Genomic DNA, 14,245 nt, shown 5'->3' with positions numbered 1-14,245 from the left:
GCTGACGTCGCGACAGTCGGTCGAGGACGCGAGCGGGCCGGACAGCGCCCGCAACGCGGCGTCCGCGGGACCACCGCACCGGAATTTCGGTGCACGCAGCCAACGCACACTACGGAAATACGCTATGTCTGAGTACTACGACGTCGTTATCGCCGGCGCGGGGCCGGCCGGAGCACAGTGCGCGCGAGATCTCGCGCAGCGCGAGTACGACGTGCTCGTGCTGGAAGCCGAACCTGAAGACGGGTTCCCGCGGCAGTCGAACAAGTCCACGGCGGGGACGTTCGCGTCGATGACGGGCGCGTTCGGGATTCCCGACGACGTCGTGATGAACTACACCGACGAGGTCGTCCTCGAGTCCCCCAACGAGTACTTCGTCCAGAACCAGCCCGGTGCAGTCCTCGAATTCGCGGATTTCAAGCGGTGGCTGGTCGCGGAAGGGCGCGAGCACGGCGCGGAGTACCGCTTCGAGGCGCGCGTGAACAACCCGATCGTGGAGGACGGCGAGGCCGTCGGCGTCCGGTACGCCGGCGACGAGGAGGCCTACGGCGAGATCATCGTGGACGCCACGGGGCCGGCTGCACCGCTCGCGAAGAAACTCGACGTCTGCGGCCTCGAGCGGAAGAACCAGGCGGTCGGCATCGAGTGGGAGATGGAGGGCGTCGACGTCGATCACCCCGAGTTCGCGGATCTCACGAACGCGATGATGCTGCGCCTCGACCACGAGTACGCACCCGGCGGCTACTCGTGGATCTTCCACACGGGCGGCGACACCGCGAAAGTCGGCCTCTGTTACATCCAGAACGAGAGTTACCAGCAGTACGGCGACACGTCGAAGAGCATTGACGACCACCTCCACTACTGGCTGGATACCGACCCCCGGTTCGCTGACGCCCGGCGGATAGCGGACAAACAGCAGCACCGCGGCAGCGCCCACATCCAGATGCCCGATAGCCTCAGCACGGACAGTTTCATGGCCATCGGCGATACCGTGCCGACTATCGATCCGCTATGGGGCGAGGGAATCCACAAGTGTATGGAGTCCGCGCGCGCCGCCGCCATCACGGCGGACCGCTGCCTGATGGGGTCGCGAACGGACACGTCCGCCGAGGCGATGGCCGTCTACGACGACCTCTGGCACGCCCGCGTCGCGCCGGATATGCGCACGCGGTTGACGATGACCCAGTTGCTGTACCTCGCTACGAACGACCGCTACGACCGCCTGATGGCCGATCTGAACGCGATGGACGTGAAAACGCTCAGCGACGCCAACGGCGGTAGCATTCGGAGCCTCTCGAAACTCGTACATCTCGATGACGTGCCGTTGCTCGCGCGGTTCGCGAAACAGCGACTCGCCGAGTGACACGACGGTCGGCCGAGCGACGGACCACCCGCTGTCCAAACCCCTAACCGATTGGCGGGCCTCTATTCGCGTATGAGTCACCACGAACAGCGACGCGCACCGCTCGCGAACGGGATGCCGATGCTCGGCCTCGGCACGTGGCAGAACGACGATCCCGACGCGTGCGCCGAGACAGTCGCGACGGCGATCGAAGCGGGGTATCGCCACGTCGACACCGCACAGGCGTACGGGAACGAGGAGCACGTCGGCCGTGGCATCGCCGCTACCGACGTCGACCGCGAGGACGTTTTCCTCGCGACGAAGGTCTGGATCGACAACCTCGCGTACGACGACGTGCTGGCGACAGCCGACCGGAGTCTCGAACGGCTCGGCGTCGACTCTGTCGACCTGCTGTACGTCCACTGGCCCTCGCGATCGTACGACCCCGAGGGAACGTTCCGCGCGTTCGACGAACTCGTCGACGACGGGAGGATCGACCGCATCGGGATCAGCAACTTCCTGCCCGAGCAGGTCGACGAGGCGATCGAGCGCGCGGACGCGCCGATCTTCGCGAATCAAATCGAGATGAATCCGCTGCTCCAACAGGCGGAATTGCGCGAGCACTGTGCCGCGCGTGACGTCGAACTCGTCGCGTACTCGCCGCTGGCCCGTGGGAAGGTGTTCGACGTTCCCGAGCTCACCGAAATCGCCGAGAAGCACGACGCCAGCGAGGCGCAGGTGTCGCTCGCGTGGCTCCGCGAGAAGGGCGTGACCGCGATCCCGAAGGCGTCGAGCGAGGCGCACATCCTAGACAACTGGCGCTCGCTGGATCTCGACCTCGACACCGAGGACGTCGCCGCCATCGACGCGATCGATCGGACCGACCGGCAGGTCGATCCGAGTTTCGCGCCGTGGTGATCGGGGATCGCCCTCGGAAAAAACCGCCGTCTCCTCGACTCACTGCGCGACGTCGTCGATCGACTCGCCGGTGACGCTCGCGGCGACGCGGACGCCGACGACGCTCACGACGATACCCGCGACGATGAACGCCGCGAGCCGTTGCTGGGGCGTCACGACGACGCCCCACAGTTGGGGGTCGGCGAGGACGCCCTCTCGCTGGAGGAACCACCCCGCGAAGCCCCGGACGACGAGCCCGAGCGCGACCACGCCGAACGGGAGGTTCAGATACGGCGTGCTGATCTCGTCCGTACCGATGAGTTCGTCGAGCAATCGCCCGGCGCTCGCGGTTAGCGCGGCGAGCGCCAGCCACGGCACGGCGCTGTGGGTGAACTGCATCGTCCGGACCACGACGTACTCGGGGCCCCCCTGCGGCGTGACCGAGAGCGCGCCGAGGAAGATGCCGACGAGCCCCAACCCGAGGCTGACGGCGTAGGTGACGACGGAGACGCGCCCGGAGTACAGCGCCTCTCGGGTCCGCTCGGGGACTTCAGACAGGAGTTCGTCGATCGCGAGCCCTTTGTACAGCAGCACGGCACCCAAGAGCGAGGCGAGGCCCGCCAGCGCGATGGCCGGCGAGAACTGCGAGAGGAGGATCGGCAGTAAGAGCAGCGTCGCACCGAGGGGAACGAGGATCGTCGTCCGCAGCTCCTCGTCCCCGAGGAACTGCTTGAGGAGGTAGTACGTCGACTCGATGTCGTGCGCTTGACGGACGACGACCCGGTCGACCGAGTCGATCCGAACGCGGCTCTCGATGGCGGGGACGACTCGCTCGTCGTTGGCGGAATCGAGGACGACGATCGCCGAGTCGGGATCGTACGTGTCGACGAGGGAGTCCACCTGCGCCGCCAGCGACCGGTCAGCGCCGACGAGCGAGTCGGTGCCGCCGGAGACGACGGCGACGACGGTCTCCTCGCGCTCGTCTCGGAGGTCGCGGGCGACGCGCAGCGCTTCTAATAAGCAATTGACGCTCGAGTCCTCCGGATCCGCCAGTCCGACGTCGGTGACGAGCGACTGAACGGCCTCCCAGCCGATGATCGGCATCTCCAGCCCTGCGGTCCGACCGATGTCGTTGGACCGGTCGACGCAGAGGACGAGCGTGGTCACGGTCTTGAGAACGATTGACTCGGTTAAAGAAGTCTCGGTCACTCACTCTCCGATTACTCCTCGTGGATCTGTTCCCCCCGGTTGAGCCGCTCGGCGATGCGGAACGTCTGTTCGCTCGCTCGCCGGGTCGGCGTGTGCGCGGCGAGGAACCGTGCCGCGGCGATGAGATGGACTCGGGAACGCTCCCCGTCGTCGGCTTCGTACTGGGTGAACGCCGCTTCGAGGTTCTGTCGGGGATGGAATCCGACGTCTTCTCGAAGGAGCACCTCACCGAGTTCGCGCTTCAATTCCGCCGCGTCCCCGCCGGCGGCGAGGTACTCGGCGGTGAGTCGGCCAGCCCGGTTGACCTCCTCGTCGGATTCGACCTCGAAGCACGCGAGTAGTTCGTCTAAGAGTTCCCCGGGGTCACCGTCGCCGCCCGGGTCGGGAAGCGGGGCCGGCGGCGTGTTGAGAAACCGGTCGAGATAGACGGACATCGCGGCGTCGAAGACCCCGCGATACGCCTCCGGGGCGTCGGTCCGCCGGCCGAGTCCGTAGACCGCGTTCGCGTACGTGTAGGTGTGGTGGACGGTGTTCCAGTCGCGGAACTCGTTGCTCGTGCCGAAGTGAGCGACGCGGCGTCCGGCCGCGTGAGCGACGAGGAGCGCGAGATCCTCGACGCTCGCCCCGTCGGAGACGGCCGCCGTCAACGCGTCGATGATCTCGTGAGGGTCGTCCCCCAAGAGGACGTCGAGAACGCCGTCCGGTTCGGTCCACGGCTTCTCCGCGCCCGCTCTGCGCTGCTCCGCGCTCGCTTCGATCAGTTCGGGGAGTTCGTCCGCGGCGTCGAAACAGAGTTGAGCGACGTCGATCGGTTGCCGCCACGACGAGTTCTCCTCGGCTCGGTCGGCGGACGCGAGTCCGGGGACGAGACTCGGGAGCACCGCGTCGACGTGTTCCCATCCGACGTGATCGAGCGCCTCGAACGCCTTGTTGACGAAGTCGAGTCGATGCCCGGAGTCGAGATAGCGGTGATCGGTGGCGGCCGCGACGAGCATCCCTGCGAGGGCCGACTCGTCGGCGTCCGCCGCGATCGCGGCCCGGAGCACGCGTTCGGCCCCGTCGGAGTCGCGGACTTCGATGTTCTCTCGGAACCACTCCGCGAGCCGATCGGCGGCGACGTCATCGGTCGAGAGCGCCTCCTGAACGAAGAACGGCGGTTCACCGGAGCAATCGTCGGCAACCGCCGTGAGACCCACGTAGAGGGCTCGACGTCGGTCCTCGGGGTGGAGGTCCGCGAGGAGATTCGCCATCGCGACTAGCGTCGTGAGCCCGCGCCCCCAGCCGTCGTCCCGGTAGCGTGTGCCGAACTCGATCCCGATTCGAACCGGCTCCGTGTACGATACCCCGGCGTCGTCGAGTCCGATGACCGACTTCGCCGTGATCAGGTCGATGTTCTCCCGGAGGCTGTGATCGAGTCGGTCGCGCCAGTGTTCCTCGGGCGAACGATCACGCGCCGGATTCGGGTCGACGTACACGTCGCCCTCTCGAACCGTGACTGGATAGGTCCGGACGTCGTCGGCGAACGGGTCGAACGTGTCGCCGCAAGAGAGCTCGAACCGCGCGTGATGCCACGGGCACGTGAGTACCCCGTCGTCAACGGACCCCTCTGTGAGCGGAAATCCCATGTGCGGACACCGGTTGTCGGTGGCGTAGAACTCCCCCTCGTGGTAGAAGAGGCCGATGACGCGGCCGTCGACACGAATCGTCTGTGGGCTGTTCGTCTTCGCCTCGTCGACGGTCGTTGCTCGAACGTAGGGGTCGTCTGATTCAGTCGACATAGTGCGGAATCCGACGGTGTCACATCTTCTTGGTGGCGGTCCGGTCGGACCCTCCTCGAACTACGACGCCGGTCGGGTTTACACTATCGGCGAGACGAGCGACGCTCTCTCGGTGAAAAATCGACGCTGTCCCAAGATGAAAAAGAAAAAAATCGGCCGCGCGGCCGAACCGTCAGCAGATCGCCGCAGACTCCGGCGTCTAGAGAAGCCCCGTCTTCTGGAGCTTCATCAGGTCCTCGGTGTCGAGGGTCTCGCCTTCCTTGAACTTCTGGTAGATCTCCTCGGCCTCCTCCTTGGCGGCCTCGCGCTCCTCGGCGCGCTCGTCCTCGCGCTCCTGCTCTTCCTGCTTGTCGAGCTCGCGGAGGCGCTTTTGCACGCGGACGAAGTCCTCGTGGTGGCGGTCGGCGGCCTCTTGGGCTTCGACGAACAGCTCGTGCATCGCGTCGGCCTCGTCGCGGATGTCGTCGGCCTCGCGGTAGGCCTCGATCATCTGGTTGTGGTGCTCTTGGGCCTCGTCGGCGAGCTCAGTCACCTTCTGGTGGTGCTGGGAGGCCTCCGATCGGACCTCTTCTGCCTCTTCGATGAGCTCTTCGAGTTCACCGCTGTCGTCGACTTTCTCCTTCTTCTCGCTGAGCTCTTCGCGCTTGTCCTCGATCTTCTCGATGAGTTCGCGCTCGTCCTCCGTCGAGAGGACTTCGGTCTGCTGGCGGAATTCGAGTTGCTCGATCTCCTCTTGGAGCTCCTCGATGTCCTTGCCGTCGTCGAGCTCGAGCTCGGACTTCATCTGCTCGACTTTGTCGAACAGCTCGTTTGCCTTCGCGTTGAGCTCGTTACGGCTCTCTTTGTGTTCTTGGACCTGCTCGTTGAGCTCGTCGCGTTTCTCGCGGTGCTCTTGGGCCTCGTCGACCTTCTCGCGCGTTTTGGCGTTGAGGTCGTCGCGCTTGGAGGCGCGCTCGGAGGCCATCTGGTTCAGGTCGTTTCGTCGGTCTCGAAGCTGGCCGGCAACCTTGATGAGCTGCCCCTTCGAGCCGTTTTCGAGCTTTTCGTCTGTGAGCTCGATGTTGTCAGATTCTTCTAGTGCCTGTACGTCGTATTCGTCAAGAACGTCTTGCTTCGTCACCATACGTGATCAATCCTCGATACCATCACCGCTCCGGACCGTGGCGGCCGCTCGTCGATCGCTGTCAACCGTGGATAAGAATTCCCGATCATTCTGCGTGCTGTGCCGCCGGAACGCCGGAGGCGCTCTGGTGACTATTCATTGATGTCTACCAAATATAAATCTACCGGTAGTCGGAGCGGCTGAAAACCTCTCTCACACCCCTCGTACGCCCCGTGTGAGTGTTTCCCACTGATTGTGTGGAATATATAAAGAGCGATGGTATCAGTTCACACGGACACCAGACGCGGAGCGGAAGATCGAGCGAGACTTACCGTCCCGTCGCAGACAGTCCAGTATGCGAGAGCGAGAGCGCGAAGTCGTCCGCGCGCGTGGCCACGAAAACGTGACCGCACGGCACGGCAGCACCCTCGAGGTGACGAGCGACGACTGGCTCACCCCGGCCGGAGACTGCATCCTCGCCGTCGAGGCCGATCGCGTGCCCGCGGACTTCGACGACGCGTTCGTCGAGGCGTGCCGCGATCCCGAGGCGACGATCACCGTGACGCTCACCGCGACGACCGAGAGCGGCGAGACGTACGAGGAGACGATCACCGGCCGGGGAGACCCGGAACTCTCCTTCGAGAACGAGCGGAGTCACGTCGGTCGCACGAGCGACTACGTCGACGACCGGACGGTTCTGGTCGGCGGCAGCGCTGCCGCCGGAGACCTCGACCGCGACCTCGTCGACGCGCTCGCGGACGGTGCGGACCTCCGATTCGAGTTGGTCGTCGACGTGGAGTGACGCGGCCGACGGCTTTTTTCCACCGGCAGCGAAGGGATCGATATGCCCGAGGAACCCCGAGAGAACATCAGCGGCGGCGAAGAGGGGAGCGTCGAGGTCGCGTTCGCACCCGGCGAGACAGGGACGCGCGCGGAGGCCGTCGTCGACGAACTCGGCGAGTTGTACTGGCAGAAGACGTACGGCGGCAAGGACGCCTTCGAGTCGCTCGTTCGGACGATCCTCTCGCAGAACACAAGCGACGTCGCCAGCCAGCCCGCCCACGACGCGCTGATGGAGCGGTACGGGAGCGAGGCGCAGCGCGCCTCGACGACACGAGCGGGGAGCGAAGCGACCCGCGAGGGCGGCGCGACCCGTGAAGACGACGCCGATCTCGTGACGGCCCTCGCCGACGCGGAACAGTCCGAACTCGCCGAGACCATCTCCTCGGCCGGGCTGTATAATCAAAAGTCGGAGATGATCGTCGGCGCGGCCGAGCGCATCCGCGAGGAGTACGGCGGGCGAGACGAATTCGACGCGTTCGTGCGCGAGGGCGACCCCGACGAGGTCCGCGAGGCACTGCTCGACATCCACGGTGTCGGCCCGAAGACCGCCGACTGCGTGCTCCTCTTCGCGGGCGGGCGCGGCGGCGTCTTCCCCGTCGACACGCACGTCCACCGGATCGCGCGGCGGATGGGTCTCGCGCCCGCGGACGCGGATCACGAGACCGTCCGCGAGCACCTCGAAGCCGACGTGCCCGGCCCCAAGTGCGGCTTTGGGCACACCGCGATGATCCAGTTCGGCCGCGAGTACTGCACGGCGCGAAAGCCGGCGTGTCTGGACGGTCCCGAGGCGTGCCCACTGTACGACCTGTGCGACCGAGTCGGTGTCGACGAGGTCGATGAGACGGTCGTCGACCCGGCTGACGCCGCAGCTGAGTGACCCGACAGCAGCATCAGCACCCCCGCGTCTCGACGCCCGACACCGGCCCGCCGGTCGGTTCGTACGTGGAGTCGTCGACGCTGTCTGCGAACATCGGTAAGGAGAGCTGATAGTCGAAGAGGATCGCGAAGGCGTTCCAGACCGCGTCGACCGACGCACCGTCGGGGACGCCCTCGAAGACGACCCCCGTTCGCAGTTCGACGATGTCGCTGTCGAGCGCGACTCCCCGAGCGGACAAGCCGAGCGCGCTCGGCGGCGCGGAGGTGAAAAGCGACGTGTGAACGGTCACGTCGATGTGCGGGTTCCCGTCGCCGATCCCGAGGTCGTGTCCGCCCCCGGGGAAACAGTGCCGGTCGTCAGCCTCCTCCGTACTCTCGGAACCGGTTGAGGAATCGCCCGACTGCGCCGTGACCGGTGCGATGCCGACCGTCGCGACCGAGGCGACGAGCGCGATCACGAGCGCGAGGCGGACGGCGATGGAGAGCCGGCGGGACATACCGAGCGGTTGAACGCTCTCCGGATTAAGTCTCGCGGCGCGGTTCTCAGTCCTGAGAGTCGCGCGGTCCGGACGCTCCGGCGTCGAGCGTCCGGACGAGTTCGTCGAGGACGGCGTCCGCGCTCGCGAGATTCGTCGCCAGCGGGATCGCGTGGACGTCGCAGATCCGAAGCAGCGCGGTGATATCGGGTTCGTGCGGCTGTGCGGTGAGCGGGTCGCGCAGGAATATCACGCCGTCGCAGGTCTCGTCGGCGATCTCCGCGCCGATCTGCATATCGCCGCCGAACGGCCCCGACTGCTTTCGCTCGATATCGAGCCCTGTCGACTCCTGTAGTCGCTTGCCCGTCGTCCCCGTCGCCATCAGGTCGAAGCGTTCTAACTCCGCCCGTCGGTTCCGCGCGAACTCGATGATGTCCGGTTTCTTCTCGTCGTGCGCGATCAGCGCGAGACGCATATCTCACCGTCTCCGTCGTCGACCAAGAAGGTTGTAGTCGCGTCTGGTCCCGTCGGATCCCGTCGGGTCCCGTCGAAACCCGAATCCCGTCGAATCCCGTCGAAAACCGTCCGGCCCCGACTCGCGAGGGCGATCGGCGGCCAGATTAGCGGAACCGGAACGTTTCGAGGTTCTTCGGCGCGAACGTCCGCAGGTTGTAGTCGTGATACAGTCCGGAAGAGAGGTCCTGTACCGAGCGCTCGTCGCCGTGAACGCAGAGAATCTTCTCGGGACGGGGGTTCATCGTCTTCACGAAGTTCTCGAGGCCCTGTCGGTCGGCGTGCCCGGAGAAGCCGTCGACGGTCTTGACGTCCATTTCCAATTGCAGCGTGTCCGAGCGACCGACGCGGTCGCCTTCCACCGGGATCTCGTCCCACCCGTTCTGGATGCGACGCCCGAGCGTTCCCTGTGCCTGATAGCCGACGAAGAGCAGCCGCGAGTCCGGATCGGGGCCGACGTGGCGCAGCCACGACATAATCGGGCCGCCGGTGACCATCCCCGAGGTCGAGAGGACGATGCAGGGATCGCCGTCTGCGACCTCCTGTCGCTCGTCGTCGCCGCCGTCGATGTGGTTGAACTCGTCGGCGAGGAACGGGTTGTCGTCCTCGTGGAAGATCCGATCGCGGAGGTCGTCGCGGAGGTACTCCGGATACGTGGTGTGGATCGCGGTCGCCTCCCAGATCATCCCGTCCAAATGGACGGGCATACTCGGGATTTTCCCCGTGCGCATCGCCTCCTCGAGGACGAGCATCATCTCTTGGGAGCGCCCGACGGCGAAGGCCGGAATTACGACCTTCCCACCGCGGTCGTGCGTCTCGTTGATCGCTTCAATCAGTTTCCGTTCGGCGTCCTCCTGATCGGTCTGGTAGTCGTTGCGGCCGCCGTAAGTCGACTCCAACACGAGCGTCTCGACGCGCGGGAAGTCGTTGACCGCGCCGTTGAACAGCCGGGTGTCGTCGTAGTGGATGTCGCCGGAGAACGCGACGTTGTAGAGGCCGTCGCCGATGTGGAAGTGCGTGACCGCCGAGCCGAGGATGTGTCCGGCGTTGTGGAGCGTCAGCTTCACGTCCGGCGCGATGTCGGTCACGTCGCCGTACTCGATCGGGATGGTGTGTTTGATCGCCTCCCGAACCATCTCCGACTCGTAGGGCGGCGTGCGACCCTCCTTGGCGGCGACGTCGAGGTAGTCCAGTTGGAGCAGACCCATCAGGTCCCGCGTCGGTTCGGTCGTGTAGATCGGACCGTCGTAGCCGTACTTGAACAGCAGCGGAATCAGCGCGGAGTGATCGAGGTGGGCGTGTGTGAGCACGACCGCGTCGAGCGAGTTCGCGCCCGCGCCGAGGGCCTCGGGGACCTGCAGGTAGGGGGCGTCGTCGGAACCGGGCTTGTCGCCGCAGTCGATGAGGATCCGCGTCTCGGCGGTCGAGAGGATGAACGACGCGCGGCCGACCTCCCGGCAACAGCCGAGGGTCGTGATCCGGACCCACTCCTCGTCGGAGAGCTGTTCGCGGTGGATCTGTCTGCCGACCCGTTCGAGGACCTGTCGGCGCTCGTCGCGCTCCTGCTTGAGGAAGTTGCGGACGTTCGAGACCGTCGAGGACTCGATCGGCGGCGTCCGAACGACCTCGGGCGTCCAGCCGACCTCTTGGGTGATCTCGCGCAGCGTCGCGCCGTGACGGCCGATGACCATTCCCGGCTTTTGGGCCTCGATGACGACTTCGCCGATGTCCTCGTGGAAGTCGAGGTCGGTGACGCCCGCCTCCTCCGGAATGACGTCGAGAATTCGGTCCCTCGCTTCGTCCGGCGGCGATAACGCGGCTGGATCCGGTCGGACGGTGATTCGTTTGCGGAACTTTCCCGCGAGGTCGCGGACGAGGTCACTGTTTCGGGCGAACCGCTTCGGATCGCGCGTGTAGATGACCAGTTCCGGCCCCTCGTAGGTGACGTCCGACACGGAGATGTCGGCGGGGAGCTCCGCTGTGACTTCTGCTTTCAACTCCTCGAGTTGCGTATCTACTGAACTCATAACTGAGAGCGTTCCGTCGTGATCGTCGCAGACGGACGGTTGATCGGGGTTCTCTGTCGCTGCAGTCGACGCGACCGCACACACACTCCGTCGGGGGACGGCGACGGTGTCGCGTGAGTGGAGTGGCCCGACGGGTTCGTGTGAGTGGAGTGAACCGCCGGGTTCTCGTGAGTGAGGTGGAACGACGGTGTCGCGTGAGAGAGCATAGGACTACGTAGTGCGTCGCGAATGACGATGTCTGGCGGTCCTGACTGTGGGGAGACAGGGAAAACCCGCTTGCTCCGAGATAGATCCGCCTGCGTATAAAAGCCTTCGCAAAACCGAAACCCCGAGCGGGTCTCAGGGGACGTATGAAGGTCACACCAGAGCGTGTCGCGGACGAAGCAACGTGGGTCCGGGACCGAGCCGAGACGGTCGTCCCGCTGATCAACGAGACGCGCGGACGACTGGGGGAGCTGTTCGAGACCGACGTCGACCGCGTCTCCACGACGGCGTACCGCGAGGAGGTCCAAGCGGTCTTCGTCGACGGCGAGGTCGCGGTCAACGTCGCGGGCTACGTCGCGCTGCTCCGAGACTTGGACGTCGAGGGCGACTACCCGGGATTCGTCGTCGACGAGGTGCTCGGGCGGGAGCTCGCGGCGACCATCGCCGGCGGGACGCCGCTGTCGCTGCTCGCGCAGGCGACGTTCCACTACGCCGACGTGACGACGCACACGGAGGGCGGCGCGGGCGTCGACGACCTCGACGCCGCGCTCGCGGCGGGCTTTCAGACCCGGCTGCCGGGCTGGGACTGGCGGGAGGCGGAGAGTCCGTTCGGGGTCGATCCAGCACGATTGGACTGATACTTTCGGCGGTTATCGGTCCTCGTTCACGGTGTGGAACTCCGATAAGACGGATTGCGGGACCGGATTCACGTACTCGAAGGGCTCGTCATCACAGAGCGTCTCGAAGTCGCGATCCGTCGTGACGAGTGCATCGGCGTTCGCACGCCGCGCGAGGGCGACGTAAAAACAGTCGTAGACATCGTGGTTCTTTTCGGCGCTGATTTCGTAGGCGTCGAGAACCGTCTCGGGGGTGACTTCGACAGATTCCATCGGGTATTGAAGCAGCGACGTCACGGCGTTTCGAGCCTGAACGGTCGAGAAATCGAGTTCTTCGAGAACCCACTGCACGCGAAGCGGAAGGTATCCGAACATCAGTAGCGTCCGATCGCCTTCGAGGGCCGGAACGAGTCGCTCTGCGACGTACGGGTGTCCCGGATGATCGTCGATCAACTGGATCGCGAGCGCGTTGATGTCGGGGAGAACGCGCATCACCGTCCCCCGAACGTCGCCTCGCCGGCGTCCCGAAACGCGTCGTCCTTCCACTCTTCCGTTGATCTCCCCGAAGAGAGGGTCTGCAACTCAGGCAGCTGTCTGACGAGACGGATGTCGCCCCCCTCCCTGATCACGGTGAACGTCGTTCCTCCCTCGATGTGGAGCTCCTCCCGCAGTGCCTTCGGGATCGTCAACCGACCACGGTCGTTGATTTCGGCCTCGCCGTACTCGTCTCCCGTCCCAGAATCTGTCGAACTCATACAATCACCACACGATAATCGTACTATTTAGATCACCAAAAATCCACGTGATTGCTTTGGTCGACTTCGATGCTTCGGGTGTCGACCCGACCGCTTCAGGGGATTTAAGACCGCCGTGGGGCTCGAAACACGTAATGAGCGACGAGCAGGAACTCGGCATCACCGAGTCGAAGGAGTACAACACCGGCGAGTGGTACGCCGAGGTGGTCCAGAAGGCCAACCTCGCGAACTACGCGCCCGAGGGGATGAGTGGCTTCATCGTGACGCGACCGCGCGCCTACGAACTCTGGGAACGGATTCAGGGTCACCTCGACGGTCTGTTCAAGCAGACCGGCGTCCAGAACGCCTACTTTCCGCTGTTTATTCCGGAAAGCTACCTCGAACGCGAGAAGGACATCGTCGAGGGGTTCGACCCCGAGGTCGCGTGGGTCGAGAAGGCGGGCAACCAAGAGCTCGAAGAGCGCCTCGCCGTGCGCCCCACCTCGGAGTCGATCATCACGCCGTACATCTCCCAGTGGGTCCGCAGCCACCGCGATCTACCCCTGCGAGTGAACCAGTGGGCGTCGGTCGTCCGCTGGGAGGCGACCGAGACCAAGCCGTTCTTCCGGACGAAGGAGTTCCTCTGGCAGGAGGGCCACACCGCGCACGCGACCCGCGAGGACGCGTGGAACGAGACGATGCGGCGGCTCGACCAGTACGAGAACACCTACGAGGACCTGCTCGCGATGCCCGTCCTGCGCGGCGCGAAGCCCGAACACGACAAGTTCCCCGGCGCGGACACGACAACCACAGTAGAAGCGCTGATGCCCGACGGCAAGTCCGTGCAGGGGGCGACATCTCACTACCTCGGGACGTCGTTCGCGGAGGCGTTCGACATCACCTACACCGACGAGGACGAGGACTCCCAGATCGCTCACACCACCTCGTGGGGACTCTCGTGGCGGGCGATCGGCGCGCTGATTATGACGCACTCGGACGATCAGGGCCTCGTGTTGCCGCCCGCCATCGCGCCCGAACAGCTCGTGATCGTCCCGATCTGGCAGGCGGACACGAAGGAGGACGTCCTCGAATACGCCGAGGGAATCAGCGAGGAGCTCGAAGGCGCCGGCGTCCGGGTCGAACTCGACGACCGCGACGAGCGCAACCCCGGGTTCAAGTTCAACGAGTGGGAGCTGAAGGGCGTCCCCATCCGAATGGAGATCGGTCCCAACGAGGCCGATGACGGAACGGTCACGCTCGTCCACCGACCCGATGGCGAATCCACGGAGGTCGACCGCGCGGACATCGCCGAGACGGTCGACTCGCACTTCGACGAGGTGTACGCGAAGCTGTACGCCGCCGCCGAGGAGAACCTCACTGAGAACGTCCGCGAGGCCGACTCCCGTGCCGATATCCTCGGGACGATCGGCCAGCACGGCGGCTACGTGAAAGCCCCGTGGTGCGGTGAGGAGGACTGCGAGACGGAGATCAAAGACCAGATCGCCGCCGAGATCGTGATGGTCCCGCTCGACGACGACGAGGGGATCCACCACGACGAGGACTGTGCCATCTGCGGCGACGACGCCACGGAAACCGCGTACTTCGCGAAGTCGTACTGAGCGGGGGTCGA

Annotated in this window: 14 protein-coding genes; 6 read left to right on the top strand and 8 right to left on the bottom strand. The window is 65.3% G+C overall.

Annotated features, from left to right (window positions below; all coding sequences use genetic code 11):
• Nucleotides 1–124: 124 nt before the first annotated feature.
• Nucleotides 125–1,360 (top strand): digeranylgeranylglycerophospholipid reductase, encoded by a 1,236-nt coding sequence (locus U5919_RS15555; protein WP_336025484.1) that lies wholly within the window; start codon nucleotides 125–127, stop codon nucleotides 1,358–1,360.
• 72 nt (nucleotides 1,361–1,432) lie between these two features.
• Entirely contained in the window at nucleotides 1,433–2,257 is an 825-nt protein-coding gene (locus U5919_RS15550; protein WP_345786353.1) for an aldo/keto reductase, read from the top strand.
• Nucleotides 2,258–2,296: 39 nt separating this feature from the next.
• On the opposite strand, the gene U5919_RS15545 is transcribed toward U5919_RS15550, so the two are convergent.
• The 3 genes from U5919_RS15545 to U5919_RS15535 form a co-directional block, all read right to left on the bottom strand.
• A complete protein-coding gene (locus tag U5919_RS15545) occupies nucleotides 2,297–3,403 on the bottom strand; it encodes a DUF373 family protein (protein WP_336025482.1) in 1,107 nt (368 codons plus the stop codon).
• A gap of 53 nt (nucleotides 3,404–3,456) precedes the next feature.
• A complete protein-coding gene (locus U5919_RS15540) occupies nucleotides 3,457–5,223 on the bottom strand; it encodes a Rieske (2Fe-2S) protein (protein WP_336025481.1) in 1,767 nt (588 codons plus the stop codon).
• A gap of 199 nt (nucleotides 5,224–5,422) precedes the next feature.
• The gene (locus U5919_RS15535) at nucleotides 5,423–6,346 is read right to left on the bottom strand and encodes a coiled-coil protein (protein WP_336025480.1); all 924 of its coding nucleotides are present in this window, start codon (nucleotides 6,344–6,346) and stop codon (nucleotides 5,423–5,425) included.
• Nucleotides 6,347–6,680: 334 nt separating this feature from the next.
• Between U5919_RS15535 and U5919_RS15530 the strand changes: the two genes are divergently transcribed.
• Nucleotides 6,681–7,127, top strand: a complete 447-nt coding sequence (locus U5919_RS15530; protein ID WP_336025478.1) for a DUF371 domain-containing protein — start codon at nucleotides 6,681–6,683, stop codon at nucleotides 7,125–7,127.
• Nucleotides 7,128–7,169: 42 nt separating this feature from the next.
• Complete coding sequence (locus U5919_RS15525) at nucleotides 7,170–8,045, top strand: endonuclease III domain-containing protein (RefSeq protein WP_336025477.1); 876 nt, start codon at nucleotides 7,170–7,172, stop codon at nucleotides 8,043–8,045.
• 13 nt (nucleotides 8,046–8,058) lie between these two features.
• Here the strand turns inward: U5919_RS15525 and U5919_RS15520 are convergent, their stop codons facing one another.
• The 3 genes from U5919_RS15520 to U5919_RS15510 all read right to left on the bottom strand — a co-directional run bounded on the left by U5919_RS15520 (nucleotide 8,059) and on the right by U5919_RS15510 (nucleotide 11,060).
• On the bottom strand, nucleotides 8,059–8,541 hold the full coding sequence (locus U5919_RS15520; RefSeq protein ID WP_336025476.1) for a DUF7332 family protein: 483 nt from the start codon (nucleotides 8,539–8,541) through the stop codon (nucleotides 8,059–8,061).
• A gap of 46 nt (nucleotides 8,542–8,587) precedes the next feature.
• On the bottom strand, nucleotides 8,588–8,995 hold the full coding sequence (locus U5919_RS15515) for a methylglyoxal synthase (protein WP_336025475.1): 408 nt from the start codon (nucleotides 8,993–8,995) through the stop codon (nucleotides 8,588–8,590).
• 145 nt (nucleotides 8,996–9,140) lie between these two features.
• Nucleotides 9,141–11,060 (bottom strand): beta-CASP ribonuclease aCPSF1, encoded by a 1,920-nt coding sequence (locus tag U5919_RS15510; protein WP_336025474.1) that lies wholly within the window; start codon nucleotides 11,058–11,060, stop codon nucleotides 9,141–9,143.
• A 350-nt stretch (nucleotides 11,061–11,410) separates the two neighbouring features.
• On the opposite strand from U5919_RS15510, the gene U5919_RS15505 reads away from it, so the two are divergent.
• Nucleotides 11,411–11,902 carry a DUF7984 family protein gene (locus tag U5919_RS15505; protein ID WP_336025473.1) on the top strand — a complete coding sequence of 164 codons (492 nt, stop codon included), beginning with the start codon at nucleotides 11,411–11,413 and terminating at the stop codon, nucleotides 11,900–11,902.
• 12 nt (nucleotides 11,903–11,914) lie between these two features.
• On the opposite strand, the gene U5919_RS15500 is transcribed toward U5919_RS15505, so the two are convergent.
• Complete coding sequence (locus U5919_RS15500) at nucleotides 11,915–12,373, bottom strand: type II toxin-antitoxin system VapC family toxin (protein WP_336025471.1); 459 nt, start codon at nucleotides 12,371–12,373, stop codon at nucleotides 11,915–11,917.
• A complete protein-coding gene (locus tag U5919_RS15495; protein ID WP_336025470.1) occupies nucleotides 12,373–12,636 on the bottom strand; it encodes an AbrB/MazE/SpoVT family DNA-binding domain-containing protein in 264 nt (87 codons plus the stop codon). Before U5919_RS15495 ends, U5919_RS15500 begins: the two co-directional genes overlap by 1 nt.
• Before the next feature lie 134 nt (nucleotides 12,637–12,770).
• Between U5919_RS15495 and proS the strand changes: the two genes are divergently transcribed.
• Entirely contained in the window at nucleotides 12,771–14,234 is a 1,464-nt protein-coding gene (proS, locus tag U5919_RS15490) for a proline--tRNA ligase (protein WP_336025468.1), read from the top strand.
• Nucleotides 14,235–14,245 lie beyond the last annotated feature (11 nt).

The organism is Halobellus sp. LT62 (genome assembly GCF_037031285.1).
Classification (GTDB): domain Archaea; phylum Halobacteriota; class Halobacteria; order Halobacteriales; family Haloferacaceae; genus Haloquadratum; species Haloquadratum salinisoli.
Note: the sequence above shows the minus strand (reverse complement) of the source record. Positions and strands in the feature narration are given on the sequence as shown.